This is a genomic window from Mesorhizobium sp. B2-5-4 (assembly GCF_006441095.1).
In the GTDB taxonomy this organism is placed as follows: Bacteria; Pseudomonadota; Alphaproteobacteria; order Rhizobiales; family Rhizobiaceae; genus Mesorhizobium; species Mesorhizobium salmacidum.
The window spans coordinates 31,072-48,850 of record NZ_VFUR01000008.1 but is presented as its reverse complement, the minus strand read 5'-3'; the positions used below and the strand labels follow the sequence as shown (position 1 = coordinate 48,850).

The window sequence follows — 17,779 nt, the reverse complement described above, 5'->3', positions numbered from 1 at the left end:
CACTCATGAGCGCAGCCACAGCGGATCGAGGCGAGTCAGTTGCTTGATGGAGCGTTGACCGCAAATTGCGCGGCGAAGGCCCTGATATAAGCGGGCCGAGCTTCCCCGCGCGCCACATAGGCGGCCAGGTTTTGGTATTCGTCCAGAATGCCTGATATTCTCAGTCGCAGCAGCACGGACACCATCAGCAGGTCGCCGGCGCTGAACGCATCATTGAGCCAGTCGTCGACGCCAAGGTGAGCCGAGAGGCTGTCCAGCCGGGACCGAACACGGTCCTTAACCAGCGGCAAGCGCGCCTCGCTCCAGGGCTTGTCAGCTTCGAATATCCTTGCCGTGGTCAATTCGAGGATCGGCGGCTCGACGGTGTTCAGTGCGGCAAACATCCACGTTATCGCGCGGGCGCGGGCATTGCGATCCTTTGGCAACAGGCCCGCATGCTGCTCGGCAAGATGAAAGACGATCGAGCCGGTCTCGAACAGCGAGAGAGAACCCTCCTCATAGGTGGGAATCTGCCCGAAGGGATGGATAGCCAGATGGTCAGGCGCCTTCATCCTTGCAAAGGAAACAAAACGAACCTCGTAAGGCTGTCTCACCTCTTCCAGCGCCCAGCGAACACGGGTATCGCGCGCCAGCCCCTTGCCGCCATCGGGCGATCGTTCAAATGCCGTGATGGTGATTGTCATCGCAGTCGTTTCCTTGCTCGGGCGAATTTCTCCGGCTTCCTATCGAGGACGAACGAGTTACCCGGAAATCGACAGTGGTTTTGAACTATTTCATTGCCGGGCGCGGATCGCGAATGTCCGCTTGCGATCGAAGGTCGTGAGGGCACGGTGACCAGTTCCGTAAAGCCGCTATCCCGGTTTATAAGTTCACGTCCTGGTCCTTGCCTCGGCGCTGTTCGCAATGATGTCAAACGGAGGCACTGCCATGGTTCAGAGCGAACATGCGAAAATGGCGGCCGGCGAGTGGTATACGTGCCTGGATGACGACCTTGGCGTTTTGCGCGGCTTGGCCGCGGATGCCGTGTTCGAGCACAATACGCTCCCGCCCCGTCAACGCGGGAGCCTCGGGCCAGCCCTGCGGACACTGCTGGGCGGCGTGGGCGAGAGGGTCCGGATCGAGGCGCCGTTTCACTGTGCCTACGGATTCAACATTTTCCTCGGCGACCGCGCTTTCCTCAATGCCGGCTGCACTATTCTCGACACCGCGCCGGTGCGCATCGGCAAGGGGACGCTGCTTGGCCCCAATGTGCAGATTTATTGTGCCGAGCACCACAAGGAGCCGGCAGGGCGGCAGGCGGGACTGGAGATCGCCAGGCCGGTCACGATCGGCGACAATGCCTGGATCGGCGGCAGCGCGGTCATCCTTGGCGGTGTCAGCATTGGCGAGGGCGCCATTGTCGGCGCCGGGGCGGTGGTGACACGCGACGTGGCGGCGAACACGACGGTGGTCGGCAATCCGGCGCGGGTGGTCAGTCGGGGCTGAGTGCGCTCACGTGCCCAATCAATGCAGCCGGGAGATGCACCATGCGCTCGCCGACATCGGCCCGCCTGGAAAATTCACGCCGGTATTGCGCCGGCGAGGTCCGGAGCCGTGCGGAAAAGTGCTGGCGCAGCGATGTGGCGCTGCCGAAGCCGGCCTCGAAAGCCACGATGTCGATCGATTTGTCCGTGGTTTCCAGCAGCCGTTGCGCCAGTTCGATCCGCTGGCTGGTCAGCCAATCGCCAAAACTGGTGCCGATCGATTTCTGAAAACGGCGGGTGAAAGTGCGCCGTGTCAGGCCTGCGGCGTCGGCGACGCTGTCGAGGCTGTGCGTTTCGCCCGATGTCGCGCGAACCGCGTCGAGCGCCTCGGTGAAACGGTCGGCATTGGCGCTTTTTGCCACCGGGCGCTCGATGAACTGCGCCTGTCCCCCCTGCCGGTGCGGCGAAAGCACGACGTGCCGGGCGAGCCGCAGTGCCGCCTCGGCGCCATAGCGGGCACGCACGACGTGCAGGCAGCAGTCCAGCCCGGCGGCCACGCCGGCGGAGGTGACGATGTCGCCATCGTCGACGTAGAGCACGTCGGCATCGACTGAAATGTCGGGATGAAGGGCCTGCAACTGCTCAGTATAGGCCCAATGCGTGGTCGCCTTCCGTCCCGAGAGCAGGCCGGCGGCGGCGAGGGCAAAGGTGCCGAGACACAGGCCGACGATCAGCGCGCCGCGCCGGTGGGCGCGGCGGAGCGCTTCCTCGATCGGTTTTACCAGAGGTGCTTCGAGGTCCTTCCAGCTCGGGATGATGACGATATCGGCGTCTTCGAGCGCGGCAAGCCCGTGCGGGACCAGGATGCTCAGGCCGGCATCGGTCCGGATCAGCCCTTCCTCGACCCCGCAGACACGGAAGTCGAAGCGTGGCAGGCCGAGGTTGGTGCGGTCCGCGCCGAACACCAGGCAAGGCACGGAGAGATGGAACGGGCTGATGCCGTCGAAGGCGAGGACGGCGATGATGGGAGTGGTCATGGGAGCGTTTCCAGTAAGAGCTTGGATTGTCCCAATTCTTTCGGATGATGTCAATCGGGACACTGTTGGCACGTAAGCCAGCAGGCTATTTTCGGCCCATCGCATTCAAGCCTGAAAGGAAACATCATGTCTGACCCAGCCAACGCCGCGCCGCGCCGCGCGCTCGTCGTCATCGACGTCCAGAACGACTATGACGGCGGCAATCTGGCCATCCAGCATCCGCCGTTCCGCGACAGCGTCGTCAACGTGGCGCGCGCGATGGACGCCGCGGCGGCCGCAGGCATCAAGGTGGTGATCGTCAAGCAGATGGCGCCCGAGACGTCGCCGATCTTCGCCAAGGGCAGCCATGGCGGCGAACTGCATCCGGAGATCGCCAAGCGTGGCCGCGACCATTATGTCGAGAAGAATTTGCCGAGCGCCTTCACCGGCACCGACCTCGAGGACTGGCTGCGCGCCAATGCCGTCGATACGATCGCGGTCATCGGTTACATGACGCATAATTGCGACCTGTCGACCATCATCCACGCCGTGCATATGGGCTTCGCGGTCGAGTTCCTGTCCGACGCGACCGGCTCGGTGCCTTACGCCAACAGCGCCGGCTATGCCTCTGCAGAGGAGATCCATCGCGTGGTGAGCATCATCCTGCAGTCGCGTTTCGCCGCGGTGCTCAAGACCGCCGAATGGATCGACTGCCTCAAGACCGGCGCGCTGCCGGAACGCGACACGATCCACGCGTCCAACCAGCGGGCGCTGGCGCGCAGCGCCGCGTAGGACGATCGGCAAAAAAAGGGCGCCGCAGCGATGCGGCGCCCTTCTTAATTATCGGGACAATATCAGAACAGGCCTTCGATCTGGCCGGCCTCGTTGAGGAAGATCTTTTCCGAGGATGGCGCCTTTGGCAGGCCGGGCATGGTCATGACCTCGCCGCAGATGATGACGACGAAGCCCGCGCCCGCCGAAAGCCTGACCTCACGCACCGGCACGGTGTGGCCGGTCGGCGCGCCGCGCAGGTTCGGATCGGTCGAAAAGGAATACTGGGTCTTGGCCATGCAGACCGGCAAATTGCCATAGCCTGCCTCTTCCCAGACCTTGAGCTGATCTCGCACCGACTTGTCGGCGATGGCTTCCGAGCCGCGATAGATGCGCTGGACGATTGTGTTGATCTTCTCGAACAGCGGCATGGCGTCGGGATAGAGCGGCGCGAACTGCGAGGCGCCGGATTCGGCCAGCGCCACCACCTTGTTAGCGAGATCCTCGATGCCGGCGGAGCCCCTGGCCCAGTGCTTGCACAGGATCGCCTCTTCGCCCATCGAGGCGACATAGTCCTTCATCGCCTGGATCTCGGCATCGGTGTCGGAGTAGAAGTGATTGATGGCAACCACCGCCGGCACGCCGAACTGCCTGATGTTCTCGATGTGGCGGCCAAGATTGGCGCAGCCCTTTTTCACCGCCTCGACGTTTTCCTTGCCGAGGTCTTCCTTCTTGACGCCGCCATTCATCTTCATGGCGCGCACGGTGGCGACGATGACGGCCGCCGCCGGTTTCAGGCCCGCCTTGCGGCACTTGATGTCGAAGAATTTCTCGGCACCCAGGTCGGCGCCGAAGCCGGCTTCGGTGACGACATAGTCGGCGAGCTTCAGCGCCGTCGTGGTGGCGACGACCGAGTTGCAGCCATGCGCGATGTTGGCGAACGGGCCGCCATGCACGAAGGCCGGATTGTTCTCCAGCGTCTGCACGAGGTTGGGCTGCATGGCGTCCTTGAGCAGGACAGCCATGGCGCCGTCGGCCTTGAGGTCGCGGGCATAGACCGGCGACTTGTCGCGGCGGTAGGCGACGATGATGTCGCCAAGGCGCTTTTCCAGGTCCTTCAGGTCGGTGGCAAGGCACAAGATAGCCATCACTTCCGAGGCGACGGTGATGTCGAAGCCGGCTTCACGCGGGAAACCGTTGGCGACACCGCCGAGCGAGCAGATGATCTCTCGCAGCGCCCGGTCGTTCATGTCCATGACGCGGCGCCACACGAGGCGGCGGGTGTCGATGCCGAGTTCATTGCCCCAGTAGATGTGATTGTCGATCAGAGCCGACAGAAGATTGTGCGCCGTGGTGATGGCGTGGAAGTCGCCGGTGAAATGGAGGTTCATGTCTTCCATCGGCACGACCTGCGCGTAGCCGCCGCCGGCGGCACCGCCCTTGACGCCGAAATTCGGGCCAAGCGAAGCCTCGCGGATGCAGACGATCGCCTTCTTGCCAATGCGGTTCAGGCCGTCGCCGAGGCCGACGGTGGTGGTGGTCTTGCCTTCGCCGGCCGGGGTCGGGTTGATGGCGGTGACGAGGATCAGCTTGCCGTCCTTGTTGCCCTTCACCGACTTGATGAATTCTGCTGAGATCTTGGCCTTGTCGTGGCCGTAGGGCAGCAGATGTTCGGTCGGGATGCCGATCTTCTTGCCGATCTCCTGGATTTGCTTTTTCCTGGCGCCACGCGCGATCTCGATGTCGGACTTCACTTCGGCCATGACGGCGTTCCTCTGGATTGGACGGTGGAGGGGACGGGTTGATCTTACTCACAAGAAGGCTGGAGCCGGACGCGCGGGGCATCTAACCCTGTCGCTGCGGCGGCGTCAACTTTCATGCAACTATGTTTCCTAAAGAGAAAATTCCTCTGCGGCGGGCCGGCCTATTCCCGGTTCTTTATGGCTCCGCTTGCCGCGCCGTATAGAAGCCAGAGCAGGGGCGCTTCCGCCGTCTCAAAACAGCCGCACAATGCACGGAATGCGACAGACGCGACGGCGCAAATTCGCCATCGCTGGTGTTGCGGTGGGACAGCGCTACTGCGTCAGCACGTTGCTGATTTCGACCATGTTGGAGCGCACCCGAAGCACGTAGAAGCCCATCGTCGTCAGATGGGTCGGCAGCAGCCAGCCATCCTCGCGACCGTTGGCGATGATGAAGGGCTGGATACGCAGGGCCGACACGAACTGCGCGTCCATCGTGTCCCAAAGGCTCTGCAGGTGCTTTTCCTTGATGACGTTCTCGAAGTCGGCCTGGGCGCCTTTCATCAGGCCGTAATAGGCATAAAGCTGGCCATAGGCGAACCAGTAGCGGTCGTCGGCGCGGGTGTCGAACCAGCCATTGTTGTGGTTCTCGGCGCGCTCCTTGAGGATTGCGGACGTTGAGCCGATATCACTGGCGATGCGGTCGATATACTGCTTCAAATTGTCGGCGCGGGCGTCGAAAGTGGCCTGGCAGGTGGCAAGCCGGGCATTGAACGAACGCAGCTTGCGCACCGCGTCGCGATAGTAGCTCGGCGTCGGCGTCTTCGGTCCAAACGGGCTCACGCCGAAGTACCAGGTATACTCGTCGAACTGCAGATTGCCGCGCGCGTCCTGCAGGTCGGCATCGATCTGCGAGGTCGTACGTACGCGGCCGAGATTGTCGGCAAGCTCGGTCGCCGTACGTCGCACCGCCTGGTTGATGCCGCGCTGGAAAGAGGCCTTGTTGTCCATCCAGGGAGTGTTGTCCCAGTCGATGCCGAACAGGCCGAGCTTGTAGAGGATCATCGACGAGATCCAGGCGTTCTGGTTGACGTTGAAGTCGGTCAGGTCGGCCGCCACCTGGGCGATGCCGGAGTTGCCGCAGGTCTTGGCCGTGTCGGTGCCGGCGCCGGCAGCCACCTGCTCACCGGCGGAAACGTTGCGCTTCTCGAAAGTATAGGTGTCCGGGTAGTTCGGGTTGAAGTTGTTCCACCACTGGGTGGCATAGAAGAAGTTTGCGTAAAGGCCGATCAGCACCAGCACGGCGAGGCCGACTATCGCCTTGAGGATCCAGCCGCGCTGCGTGTACCAGCGGCCGGCCCACATGAAGGGCCACAGGATCACGCCGATCAGAAGACCGATGCCGCGGCCGATCCACTGGAAAATCCGGGTGAAGAAATTCACGATCGGATCGAGCATGGCTGTATCACCCCCTCAACATGTCATCCAAAAAGTTGCAGACTTTTTGGATAACATCATGCATCAAAACAACAAGTTAGAACGGAATGACGGTTCATTTCGTTCTAGTCGGCCAGGCCGTAGAGGCGTGTGCGAAACGCCACCTTGTCCTTCAAATATGTGGTTTTCAGAACGTCCACAACATGCGATCGCCAGGCGTCGCTGAAGCCGTCATAGTCCTTGTAGAAGCCGTCCTTGTTGAAGATGTAGCGCGAGACGAAGTCCGACGGCACGAAATCCGAGATCAGCCGGTTGGTCAGCCAGGCGTCGGGATGGTCGGGCTTGGCGCGTACCACCAGGAAGCGCTGCTGCGGGGAGACATCCTCGACCTTGAGATGGCCGAGCTGGGCGATCTCGCGTTTGGCGGCGTTGAGGAAGGGGAAATTGCCGTCCGAGGTGATCAGGTCGGCATGGCTCTGGATCCATGTCTGCAGCCAGACCTTGTCGACATCGGTCAAATTGCGGTCCGGCTCGGCGTCGCGGATCAGCGCGCGCACCACCATTTCGGCGCGGTGCTCGAGATAGCCCGAGGCCTCGATCCAGGAAGCGCGCGGCAATTCGATGCGGCCGGTGGCAGCCAGGAACTTGAACACCTTGTCGGCGTCCTTGATCGAGAGATAGCTCACCTGCCAGGGCCGCGAGCGGCGAAAACCGGGGGCGGCCGGATCGCTGATCACCGTCGTCATGTCGGGATCGACAAAGACATAGAGCCCGCCGAAATGGCTGGTCCAGTAGGCGTTGTGGCGGAAGATCACCTGGTCCGGCACCAGCGCGTTCTCGCGGATGTCGCCGCAGACCTTGGCGAGCTCGACCATGCGGGTCAGCATGGCATCGTCGCGCCAGGCGTCGGGCTCCTGCTTCAGCCGGTCGACGAGCTTGCCGAGTTCGGCGGCCTTGCCCAGCACGTCTTCCGCCGACAGCACCTTGAATTCGACCTGGCTGATCGACAGCAGGTCCTCGATGTCGTTGACCTTGGGAACGGAATCCTCGATCTCGCCGTAGATGACGTCCTTGATGGTCAGCGCGTCGATGGCGCGCTGGTTCCTGGACATGAACTCGAACATCAGCTGCGAGGTGTTGGAGAAGGCGGTGTGCACCACCGGCAGGTCGATCTGCGACGGCGTCAGGATGATGAAGCGGCGGTTGACCTCGTTGGGATCGAGATAGTCGTAGTCGCCACACTCCTCGGCCACTTCGGGCGAAAAGCCGGTGCGGTCGATCTGGAAGCTCTTTAGCCTGGTGGGCTTGAGGCCGAAAGCAGCCAGCGCCTTGTTGTAACGCTGGATGAGATGCGCCTCGTCGACGGTGAGCAAACGGCCGTAGATGAGCTCGTTGTCGCGAAGGAGGTCGGGTTTGCGGGCATGGGTCAATCTTCCTTCTCCCCGTTCACGGGGAGAAGGTGCCCGAAGGGCGGATGAGGGGCGGCGCAAACGCTCATCATCTCGTCTCCAACATTGAAGGCAGAAACTTCGCGTCGATGCCAATCATCTTCTTGTTCAGCCGACCATCCACGGCCGCAACGATCGTTTCCAATACGCTCTTTCGGCCGCTCAAAACATCAGCGTGCCAAATCCTCAATACCGACCAACCATTAGCGTTCATCGTTTCGTCCCTCCCGGGATCGACCTGCATGCTGGCTGCCATCGACCTCCAAGACCAGATTAGCCTCACGACAGGCAAAGTCGGCGAAATAGGGACCGATCGGCAGTTGGCGAATGAATTTGTGGCCATTCAATCGTCGCCCACGCAGTTCATGCCAGAGCTTTTCCTCGGCATCGTTCTCGATCTTCCGAAGCTCGCGGGCTCTTGCCACCTTGGGCTCGTTTCCACCACGCATGGCGCTGCCCCTCATCCGCCCTTCGGGCACCTTCTCCCCGTGAACGGGTAGAAGGAAGAAGAGCTCGCCTCACGCATTCCACAGACCCTTCTTCTTCATGTCTTCCATCTCACGCGCAGCGCGTTCGCGCAGCCTTGCGTCACGCAGCAGCTTCTCGACCGCGGCGTCATCGGATTTGTCGGAATAGCGGAATTCGGAATCGGCGTAGCGGTTGATCTCCTGCATGACCATGTCCATCGAGAACGGCCCGCGCAGTTCCTCGATCATCGCCTTCTTGTCGTCGTAGCTCTTGTGCATGAAGGCTTCCGGCTTTTCGAACCAGTCGTCGGGAAGCTCGATGTCCATGGCGCGCATCTTGATGGCGTCGGTGACGTTCTTGATGGCGCGGCCGGTGAAGCGCGGTTCGGCGTCCTTGATCAGGTGCAGGTAGGTGCCGATGTCGGCCATGGTCTTGGGCGCGCCGTTTTCCTTCATGTAGCGCTCATAGACCCGCATCAGCCCGTCCTCCTGCGGTTTTTCATGCTCCTCATAAGCTTCGGTCACGGCGCGCTGGATTTCCTGCGCGGCGTAGAGCTCGTGCTTGCCCAGGGGGATCTCGTGGTTCTTGCCGGCGAGCAGCACGAAAATGTCGATATAGTCGTCGCGGGTCTGAGGCCCGTCGACCAGCCAGCGGGCGCCGGCGCGCTGGCGCAGTGCGTCGTCGACATTCTCCGGATAGTTGGAAAACATGCCGAACGAGCAATTGCCGCGCACCACGGTGGCGGCACCGGCGAAGGCATCCATCAGCACGCCGGTGATCTCCTGCTGGCCGGCCGAGGCGCGGTCGTCGGAGCGTCTAGCGGCCACCTGGTCGATGTCGTCGATGGTGCCGAAGCCGATGACGCGCGGGTTCAAGACATTGTTGATGAACTGGCGGCAGTTCTGGCCTGATTTGCCCTGGTAGGACGAGATCTGGTCGACGCCGAAATTCTCGTAGGCGAAGGGGTAGCCGGCGACCTGGCAATAGCCGTTGACGAGACCGGCGATCATCTGGATCAGCGTCGTCTTGCCGGTGCCGGGCGCGCCATCGCCGATGAAGGTGAACAGGAAGCCGCCAAGCTCGACGAACGGGTTCAGCTCGCGCCCGAAGTCGTAAGCCATCAGCATCTTGGCCAGTTTGACCGACTGGTATTTGGCGATGTGGTTGCCGACGACCTCTTCCGGCGTCTTGAAAGTCATCACCAGCGGCTTGGAGCGCTTGCCCGGCGCGACATCGAAGCCGTCGAGGGTGAAGTCGTCGGCGTCGATGCTGATATGGGCGTTCTCGAACGGACCGATGCCGTCGAAGCGGCCTTTGCGCGCCAGAAGCCCGTCGATGGCGACGCGGGCGAAGGCGCGGGCACGGGTCATCAGGTCGGCATCGTCTGTCGAGCCCGATATAGCCTTGTCGAGACCGGCCAGGATCGATTTCACCGCGTCCTGCGGTGTGTCGAACAGGAAGTCCGGTTCGGGGATGTCGTTCGGCGCCTCGCCGTCACTGTCGATGAGCTGGAACAGGTAGGAGGCAAGGCTGAAGGCCGAGATATAGGCCGAGGCCGACAGCAGTTTCTTGAAGGTGGACGCCTCCTCGCCTTCGAGCGGGGCGCGGGTGTTCCTGGCCTGCAGGCTTTCAAGATCGGAGCCTTCGGCGAACACGTCCGAGACCGCCAGCGCGATCGCCGTGCCGCGCCGGGCGCGAAAGAGCAGCGTGTGCTGCGGGATGGTGAGCAATTGGTCGTCGGGATGGACGGCCCCAACGGTCTTCGACAGCTCGACCTCCCGCGTGCGGCGCACCGAACCGACCGAGACGGTGGAAACGAAGCGCCGGTTGGTGCCGGCGAGCGCTGTACCGGATTCGCGCGAGGGATCCTCCAGCACGACGATGCGGGTGATGAAGCTTTGCGCGGTGGCGCGGTGCTTTTCGATAGCCGCTTCCGGGATGGTGGTCAGGCCGGTGTCCATGAAGGGTGCTCCGTGGTGTGACGGTCAGACATCCGATATCACCTGCCCATTCGACAGGATGTGAACCTTGTAGCCGGCAAATATCTTTTGTGCTTCGCCCGCGGCGTAAAGCGCCTGGTAGGCCTCGTGCGGGATCAGCGCGTGGTTTTCGTAGCTCGACACGCCCTGGCGAGCGGCCTCGAGGTCATCGGTGTTGATGAAGAATTCCTGCGTCGTCTTCTCGCTTGAGAACAGGCCCTTGCGGCCCGGCTTCTCGCCCTTGGAATAGACTTCCTGGATGGTCCAGGTCAAAAGCCATGCGTTTTCGGGCTTGCGCACCTTGGCCAGCACTTCCGTCACCGTCGAATTGTTGTCGGTGATGCCTGCTGAGTAGAAGGGACCGAGCACCACCCGCCTCAGCTGCTTGGGGTGCAGTGGCTCGAAGTCCTTGTCGAGGTTGACGGCGATGGTCGCCGGCGACAGCGTATAGGCCGAATTCTTCTCGGTGAAATCGTCGAAACGATGGGCAAGTTCGGGGTTGAGCAGGCCGTCGACCGGCAGCGGAATGTCGACCTTGTCGTTGAGCTTGCCGCTCCGGTCGACAAGCTGGCTGACCATGCTGTCCGACGAATCCTCCACCGTCACCATGTAGACCAAAGGCAGGTTGGCACTGCCGTCGAAGGTGGCCCAGTGGACGAGATAATAGGGCCGCGCCGTCTTCGGATTGACCGACACCTTGGCCGTCTGCGCCAGCGTGAACGGACCGAAGGTCTGCTCGCTCTTGACGTCCTCGAGATAGAGCCGCTCGGCCATCGATTTCTGCAGTGCGTCGGGGAACTGCTTGTGGCGCAGGATGAAGTCGGCCATCTCTTCGCGCAGCTCGCCGGCCTGGGGAATGTTGGCGAGCCGGCCGTCGGCCTGGCGGCGGTCGTTTTCCAGTTCGAGCAGGTTCTGGAACACCGGGTAGCCGCTTTCGGCGCGCGAAATGCGGAACGTGTCCATGAAGCCCAGCCGGTTGCGCCAGCAGGAAAAGGACTTGTCGAGCCGGGCGATGTATTCGGCAACGATCCTGGCGACAATGCCATGCCGGTAAAGCGGCGAGCGGTCGTCGCGCATGAACACTTCAAGGCCGCCGAGCGCGGCCGTGATTGCCGAGAAATACCGCGCCGCCGCGTCGTTTTCGGGTGTCATGCTGTCAGCCCTGCGATTGTCGCACCGGTGCGCGCGGCAATTATGACTGCACGTAGTTGGCCGAATTGTGCTTCTTCAGCACCTCGTCGAAGCGGCGGGCGAAGGCATCGTCGGCCAGCTTCTTGCGGCGCTGGATGTCGGCGCTGGCCACCATGTTCTTCTCGTGCATCTCCAAGAGGTCGCCGATGTGCTTCTGCGAGGCTGCGCCGATGCCGGCCATGGTTTCCTCGGCCGTGTTGTCGACCTGGCTGCCCAGCGTGTTGATCTTGTGGGCGACGTCCTGCTGCGCGGCGGTCTTCAGTGAATCCTCCAGCGCCTTGTAGAGCACGATGCGCTGCTCGGTATCGATGGTCAGTTTGTTGATCAGCGTCGACTGCGCGGCGATCTGGTTGTTGAGCGAATCGACGAAGGTCTGGAACATCGAGGTGTAGCGCTCCAGAGTCTGGCTTTCGGCCAGCAGCTCCTGCTCCTTGGCCTGCTTTTCATTGTATTCGGTGGCGAGCTTGGAACGTTCGCCCTCGAGCTGCGTGCGGTCTTTCTGGCTGGTCGAGGCGGCGATCTTGTTTTCGATGTCGAGCAGCATCGGGTTGAGCTCCTCGATGCGCTTCTGCACGGCTTCGAGGTTCGTCATCGTGGTCTTGCGGCGCTCGATAACCTGCGACAGGCTGGCTTCGGAGGTCTTGTAGCGCTGGTCGAGAACTTCCTTCTGCGCCTTCAATATGCCGACGATGGTGTCGGACTTGGCCAGCAGTTCCTGCAGATTGCCGGCGAGCGACATGTTGCGCACGCGGTCGGTGCGCATGCGCTGCTTGCGCTGCGCCGAAAAGACGCCGACGAAGTTTTCCCAACCGGTATAGTTCTTCATGCTCTCGAACTCGGCGCCGAAGACATTGGTGGCGTCCTCGAGGCCGATGATCAGGTCGGCGATGTTGCCTTCCATCACCTTCTGCTGCTTCAGCACATCCTCGATGCGGGCGTTCTCGATGTCGAAATTGGCGTCGCCGATCTTCTTGTCGGCGGTTGCGAGTGTGTCGAGCACGGTGCCGGATTGCTCGATCTTGGTGCGCATATCCTGGACGACCTGCTTGGTCTTGGCAATTTCGGCATCGAAATTCTGCAATGTCGCCATAGGGGCCTCCCGCATCGGCTTCCGCTCGCTGGTTGCGAACAGCGGCGAATATATGTGGGGTACCAGGGGATTGAAAGACGTGAAAACAGTGCGCTGCGCGAAACAAATATTCGGCCGAACCCTTGAAAGGCAATGGAGCCGTGTTCATGGCGTGATCAACTGGTCGGCCAAGCCTGGTTCAGCTGATTTTGAACTTTCATGTCGGCAAAGCAATCAGTCCACGCCGAAGCGGAGGGCTCCGAAACTTGACAACAACTGACCCTTGCAGCCCCACAGGCCGGCGCAAGCCGGTCCGTCCCACTCCGGACGGCGTCTGTTCAGGGCTTGGGATCAGCCTTCAGATAGGCAATGACGTTGGCGATGTCGTCGTCATTGCTCAGGCCGCTGAAGGCCATCCTGTTGCCGGGCACCTTCAGCTTGGGCGATTTGAGGTATTCGGCAAGATTTGCCTCGTCCCAGACGAGACCGGCAGCACCCGCGCTCATCATTGCCTCCGAATAATGGCCGAGGAAGCTTTCGGCGGTTCCCGCCGTGCGACCGACGACGCCCATAAGATGTGGGCCGACCTTGTCGCGGTCGGTGGCCGCCTCATGGCAGGCCACGCACCGGTTGAAAACATGTTTGCCCAGCACAGGATCGCCCCCGGCCTGGGCGGCAATGGAAGTGGCCAGGAGAAGAAGGCTGGCGGACAAGACGGCTCGAAGCATGGCTGACCCCGGGGAGTTCTGGCTGAGACGGGAAATAGGGCGCTGACCTTAACAAAGGCACCATGGAATGGCGCGGCTGCAAGAGATGGCAGCCGGCTGCCCGATGCCGGCGTCCGGCGGGCCTTCGTTTCAGCCGCTGACAAAGCCGATGAAGTCGTCGGGTGCCGCGCGGCCCATTTCCTCTTCCCAATGGCGGCGGCAGAGCGAGACATAGACATCCTTGCCGATCGCCACCTGTTCGCCCTGCCGGGCCACCTTGCCGTCGGGACCGAGGCGCACGACCATCGTGGCCTTGCGGCCGCAACGGCAGATGGTGCGCACCTCGCGCAGATCGTCGGCGATGGCCAGCAGCGCGCGCGAGCCGGGAAACAGCTTGCCCTGGAAATCGGTGCGCAGGCCGTAGCACATGACGGGGATGTTGAGCCGGTCGGCGATGCGGGCAAGCTGCCAGACCTGTTCTTCCTCCAGGAACTGCGCCTCATCGACGAAGATGCAATGCACCGCCGTGTGCTGGTGATGCTCGGCGACGCGGGCGAACAGGTCGTCGCCATCGCGAAACATCTCGGCTTCCGCCTCCAGCCCGATGCGCGACGAAATCAGGCCGGTGTCGCCCATGCGGTAGTGACCGGCGACGAACAGCATCGTCGTCATGCCGCGTTCGCGGTAATTGTACGATGCCTGCAACAGCATGGTCGTCTTGCCGGCATTCATCGTCGCGTAGTGGAAGTAAAGCTTGGCCATGCCGCCCTTTTAAGCCGACTTCCCGCCACGCGGGGAGAGGCCGCGGCCGCATTCCCCTGAAAAAGCAGCCACTGCCGAGGCAGATTGCGCTTGGGCCTGGCACGGAAAGCGTCAGCGGTGTCGCTGATTGGCCAGCCAGCGCCGTTGATCGTGATTGTCTTAGTGCTTGAAACCACTTCAGAATGGTGTTTGGCTGACGAAACAAGGCGGGCACAAAGACCGAAACTTCGCTTCGCCAAAGAATCGAAATGGGAGAATACAGATGTCGCGTATGAATTCCTTCGTCGCCGGCCTAGGCTTGGCGGCTTTCCTGTCCACGGGTTCTGCCTTCGCCGGCGATCCGGCAAGCTGCAAGGCGGTTCGCCTCTCCGACGTCGGCTGGACCGACATCCAGGCTACCACCGGGCTGGCCTCCGTGCTGCTTACCGCGCTCGGCTACGAGCCGCAGGTGATCCAGCTCTCGGTTCCGGTGACCTATGCGTCGCTGAAGAACAAGGACCTCGATGTCTTCCTCGGCAACTGGATGCCGTCGATGACCAACGACATCAAGGATTACACGGCCGACGGTTCGGTCGAGACCGTCAGCCAGAACCTGGCCGGAGCCGGTTACGGCATCGTCGTGCCGACCTATGTCGCGGATGCCGGCGTCAAGTCGCTGACCGATCTCGGCAAGTTCAAGGACAAGTTCAACGGCAAGATCTACGGCATCGAGGCCGGCAATGACGGCAATCGCATCATCCTCGACATGATCAAGAACCCGAAGGACAATCTCGACGGGTTCGAACTGGTCGAATCCTCGGAGGCCGGCATGCTGACGCAGGCCGAGCAGTCGATGAAGAACAATGAGTGGATCGCCTTCCTCGGCTGGACGCCGCATCCTGTGATGGGCGCCATGAAGATCACCTATCTCGATGGCATGGGCGACAGCGGTTTTGGCGCGGCCACCGTCTCGACCAATGTGCGCAAGGGCTACATGACCGAGTGCCCGAATGTCGGAAAGTTCATCGCCAACCTGAAATTCAATCTGGATATGGAAGGCCAGATGATGGACGCGATCCTGAAGGGCAGCGATGCAAACACGGTGGCAACCGACTGGCTGAAGAAAAATCCGGATGCGGTCAAGCCCTGGATCGCCGGCGTGACCACCTTCGACGGCGGCGACGCGGCGGCGGCGGTCAAGACCGCGCTCGGGAGCTGAGCCGACTTTGATTTCGGCGTGACCGAAACAGAGGGCAGCCATTGTGGAAAGGCTGCCCTTTTTCGTATCCTGTGACAAGATGACGTTGCGACAATACGGGGCCGAAGGCAGAGCTCTGGCAAACGAGGGGTGAGATGGATCCGATTTCCAAATTCATGGTCGATCACAAGATCCCGATCGGCGCCTGGGGAAAGGCGTTCTTCGGCTTCCTCACCGACAATTTCGACACCGTGTTCAGGGCCTTCTCGAACGGCCTCAATTTCCTGCTCGACGGGCTGGTCGACATCCTGCTGATGGTACCGCCGGTGCTGCTCGCTTTGGTGATCGCCGTCATTGCCTGGCTGCTGCAGCGCTCGCGGCCGCTCGCCATCGCGGTTTTCCTCGGCCTGATCTTCATCATCAACCAGAACCTCTGGAAGCAGACGGTGCAGACGCTGGTGCTGGTGGTCGCGGCCGCTGCGGCGGCGATGGCCATCGGCGTGCCGCTCGGCATCTGGGCGGCGCACAAGCCGAAGGTCTATCGCATCATGCTGCCGGTGCTCGATCTGATGCAGACGCTGCCGACCTTCGTCTACCTGATCCCGGTGCTGACGCTGTTCGGCCTCGGCAACGCGCCCGGCCTTATCGTCACCATCATCTTCGTCATCCCGACCGCGGTCAGGCTCACCCATCTCGGCGTCGTCTCGGTGCCGAAATCGATCATCGAGGCCGGCGAGGCCTTCGGCGCCACCAAGAGCCAGCTGTTGTGGAAGGTCGAGCTGCCCTCGGCGCTGCCCACCATCATGGCGGGCCTGACACAGTCGATCATGCTGTCACTGTCGATGGTGGTGTTCGCCGCCCTGATCGGCGCCGGCGGTCTCGGCACGGAGATCAACCGGGCGCTCGGTTCGCGCCGCATCGACCTTGGCCTTGAGGCCGGTCTTGCCATCGTCGTGCTCGCCATCGTGCTCGACCGGATGACCCGCATTGGCGTTGGAGGCAAGAAATGACCGTCGCCGTCGATTTCAGGAATGTCGATATCGTCTTCGGCGCCGACCAGGCCGGTTCGCTGGCGATGATCGACAAGGGTGCTACCCGGGCCGAGATACTCGAGAAGACCGGCAATGTGCTCGGCTGCGCTGGAGCCAGCCTGACCGTGCATGAAGGCGAGATTTCCGTCCTCATGGGCCTGTCCGGTTCGGGCAAGTCGACGCTGCTTCGGGCGGTCAACCGGCTCAACGTGGTGTCGCGCGGCCAGGTGCTGGTCAAGGACGGCGACCGCACGGTCGATGTCGTCACTTGCGATGAGCCGACCTTGCGGCGGCTGCGGCAGAAGCAGGTGGCGATGGTTTTCCAGCAGTTCGGCCTGTTGCCGTGGCGCACGGTGGAGGAGAATGTCGGCCTCGGCCTCGAACTCGCTGGCGTGCCGGATGCCGAGCGCAAGGAGCGGGTGCACAGGCAGCTCAAGCTGGTCAACCTCGACCAATGGTCGAACAAATACGCGCATGAGCTCTCGGGCGGCATGCAGCAGCGCGTCGGCCTGGCGCGCGCCTTCGCCACTGAGGCGCCTATCCTGTTGATGGACGAGCCGTTCTCGGCCCTCGATCCGCTGATCCGCACCAAGCTGCAAGATGAACTTCTGCAGCTGCAGGCGGAGCTGAAGAAGACCATCATCTTCGTCAGTCACGACCTCGAGGAGGCACTGAAGATCGGCAGCCACATCACCATCATGGAGGGCGGCCGTATCGTCCAGACGGGCGCGCCGGAAGACATCGTGCTGCGCCCCGCCAACGATTATGTCCGCGACTTCATCGCCAATGTGAACCCGCTCTCGGTGCTCACCGCCTGGAACGTCATGCGCGACCGTCGCGACCTCGAGCATGGCGACAATGGCTGGGTGTGGCTCGACCGGCGCAAGACGACGCGTTTCAAGATCGACGAGCACGGGCTGGTGGCGGCGGCCGAGCGCGACGGCAAGCCGGCAGTATGGGTGTCCTGCGCCGATGTCGAGGGCCAGCCCGAGGAGCTGGCGCAGGTGTTCTGGGCCAATCCCGGCACGTCGCTGAAGACCGTGATGCTGGCCATGCACCGGTCGCAGACGGCACCGGTAGCGCTGTTCGACGATCAGTCCCGCTTCGTCGGTGCCATCGGCATTCGCGACGTGCTGAGCGCGGTGCTGCGGCGGTAGGCCGGCAACGTCAACCGAAAGGCTTTCGGGTCGCGTCGGGAGGCGCCTTGAAACGGATATTGAACTGGCTGTCGACGGCGCGCGCGGCGCAAGCGGCGCTCGGCTTGCTGATCGTGATCGCGATCCGGTCGATACTGGAGTTCTTCCGTGTCGGAAGCGCAAGCGGCGGGCCGATTGACGGCGCACAGCTCTTCTATGTCGAAGGGGCACTTGCCGCGTCGATCGCGGCCCTGGCCGTTCTCGTTCTGCATGCGTTCGGGCGGCATCGCTGGGCAACAATGCTCGCGGCGGCGGTCATCATCGCGCTGTTGGCCTGGAAGATCATCGCGACAAGTTGACGTTCGATGCGGCCTGATCAGTC

The 17,779-nt window shown here is 62.2% G+C and carries 16 protein-coding genes and 1 pseudogene; 6 read left to right on the top strand and 11 right to left on the bottom strand.

What is annotated here, in order from left to right; all coding sequences use genetic code 11:
• Positions 1-35 precede the first annotated feature (35 nt).
• Positions 36-683 carry a glutathione S-transferase family protein gene (locus tag FJ492_RS12175; protein ID WP_140770029.1) on the bottom strand — a complete coding sequence of 216 codons (648 nt, stop codon included), beginning with the start codon at positions 681-683 and terminating at the stop codon, positions 36-38.
• 244 nt (positions 684-927) lie between these two features.
• On the opposite strand from FJ492_RS12175, the gene FJ492_RS12170 reads away from it, so the two are divergent.
• A complete protein-coding gene (locus FJ492_RS12170; RefSeq protein WP_140770027.1) occupies positions 928-1,485 on the top strand; it encodes a sugar O-acetyltransferase in 558 nt (185 codons plus the stop codon).
• Here FJ492_RS12170 and FJ492_RS12165 read toward each other — a convergent pair.
• On the bottom strand, positions 1,472-2,500 hold the full coding sequence (locus FJ492_RS12165; RefSeq protein ID WP_140770024.1) for a helix-turn-helix domain-containing protein: 1,029 nt from the start codon (positions 2,498-2,500) through the stop codon (positions 1,472-1,474). The genes FJ492_RS12170 and FJ492_RS12165 overlap by 14 nt on opposite strands.
• Positions 2,501-2,626: 126 nt before the next feature.
• Between FJ492_RS12165 and FJ492_RS12160 the strand changes: the two genes are divergently transcribed.
• Positions 2,627-3,271 (top strand): cysteine hydrolase family protein, encoded by a 645-nt coding sequence (locus tag FJ492_RS12160; RefSeq protein WP_140770021.1) that lies wholly within the window; start codon positions 2,627-2,629, stop codon positions 3,269-3,271.
• 62 nt (positions 3,272-3,333) lie between these two features.
• On the opposite strand, the gene FJ492_RS12155 is transcribed toward FJ492_RS12160, so the two are convergent.
• The 9 genes and pseudogenes from FJ492_RS12155 to FJ492_RS12115 form a co-directional block, all read right to left on the bottom strand.
• Positions 3,334-5,013: a formate--tetrahydrofolate ligase gene (locus FJ492_RS12155; protein ID WP_140770018.1), complete on the bottom strand. Its 1,680-nt coding sequence runs from the start codon at positions 5,011-5,013 to the stop codon at positions 3,334-3,336.
• A gap of 312 nt (positions 5,014-5,325) precedes the next feature.
• Entirely contained in the window at positions 5,326-6,450 is a 1,125-nt protein-coding gene (locus FJ492_RS12150; RefSeq protein ID WP_027143407.1) for a DUF2333 family protein, read from the bottom strand.
• A gap of 104 nt (positions 6,451-6,554) precedes the next feature.
• A complete protein-coding gene (locus FJ492_RS12145) occupies positions 6,555-7,859 on the bottom strand; it encodes a DUF6638 family protein (RefSeq protein ID WP_140712514.1) in 1,305 nt (434 codons plus the stop codon).
• Between the two features lie 67 nt (positions 7,860-7,926).
• Positions 7,927-8,326: pseudogene (locus FJ492_RS12140) on the bottom strand (DUF559 domain-containing protein).
• Between the two features lie 69 nt (positions 8,327-8,395).
• Positions 8,396-10,306: an ATP-binding protein gene (locus FJ492_RS12135; protein ID WP_140770015.1), complete on the bottom strand. Its 1,911-nt coding sequence runs from the start codon at positions 10,304-10,306 to the stop codon at positions 8,396-8,398.
• Positions 10,307-10,330: 24 nt separating this feature from the next.
• Positions 10,331-11,476, bottom strand: coding sequence for a hypothetical protein (locus FJ492_RS12130; RefSeq protein WP_140504868.1), 1,146 nt, complete (start codon positions 11,474-11,476; stop codon positions 10,331-10,333).
• Positions 11,477-11,516: 40 nt separating this feature from the next.
• Positions 11,517-12,605, bottom strand: a complete 1,089-nt coding sequence (locus tag FJ492_RS12125) for a hypothetical protein (RefSeq protein WP_027143401.1) — start codon at positions 12,603-12,605, stop codon at positions 11,517-11,519.
• Between the two features lie 317 nt (positions 12,606-12,922).
• Positions 12,923-13,312 (bottom strand): cytochrome c family protein, encoded by a 390-nt coding sequence (locus FJ492_RS12120; RefSeq protein WP_140770012.1) that lies wholly within the window; start codon positions 13,310-13,312, stop codon positions 12,923-12,925.
• A 129-nt stretch (positions 13,313-13,441) separates the two neighbouring features.
• Complete coding sequence (locus FJ492_RS12115; RefSeq protein ID WP_140712510.1) at positions 13,442-14,053, bottom strand: thymidine kinase; 612 nt, start codon at positions 14,051-14,053, stop codon at positions 13,442-13,444.
• A gap of 262 nt (positions 14,054-14,315) precedes the next feature.
• Here FJ492_RS12115 and FJ492_RS12110 point away from each other — a divergent pair, with 262 nt between their 5' ends.
• The 4 genes from FJ492_RS12110 (at position 14,316) to FJ492_RS12095 (ending at position 17,756) form a co-directional block, all read left to right on the top strand.
• Entirely contained in the window at positions 14,316-15,251 is a 936-nt protein-coding gene (locus tag FJ492_RS12110) for a choline ABC transporter substrate-binding protein (protein WP_140770010.1), read from the top strand.
• A gap of 134 nt (positions 15,252-15,385) precedes the next feature.
• Positions 15,386-16,240 (top strand): choline ABC transporter permease subunit, encoded by an 855-nt coding sequence (gene choW, locus FJ492_RS12105; RefSeq protein ID WP_027143397.1) that lies wholly within the window; start codon positions 15,386-15,388, stop codon positions 16,238-16,240.
• Positions 16,237-17,418, top strand: a complete 1,182-nt coding sequence (gene choV / locus FJ492_RS12100; RefSeq protein ID WP_027143396.1) for a choline ABC transporter ATP-binding protein — start codon at positions 16,237-16,239, stop codon at positions 17,416-17,418. The genes choW and choV overlap by 4 nt, the downstream gene beginning before the upstream one ends.
• Before the next feature lie 59 nt (positions 17,419-17,477).
• A complete protein-coding gene (locus FJ492_RS12095) occupies positions 17,478-17,756 on the top strand; it encodes a hypothetical protein (protein ID WP_140712508.1) in 279 nt (92 codons plus the stop codon).
• Positions 17,757-17,779 lie beyond the last annotated feature (23 nt).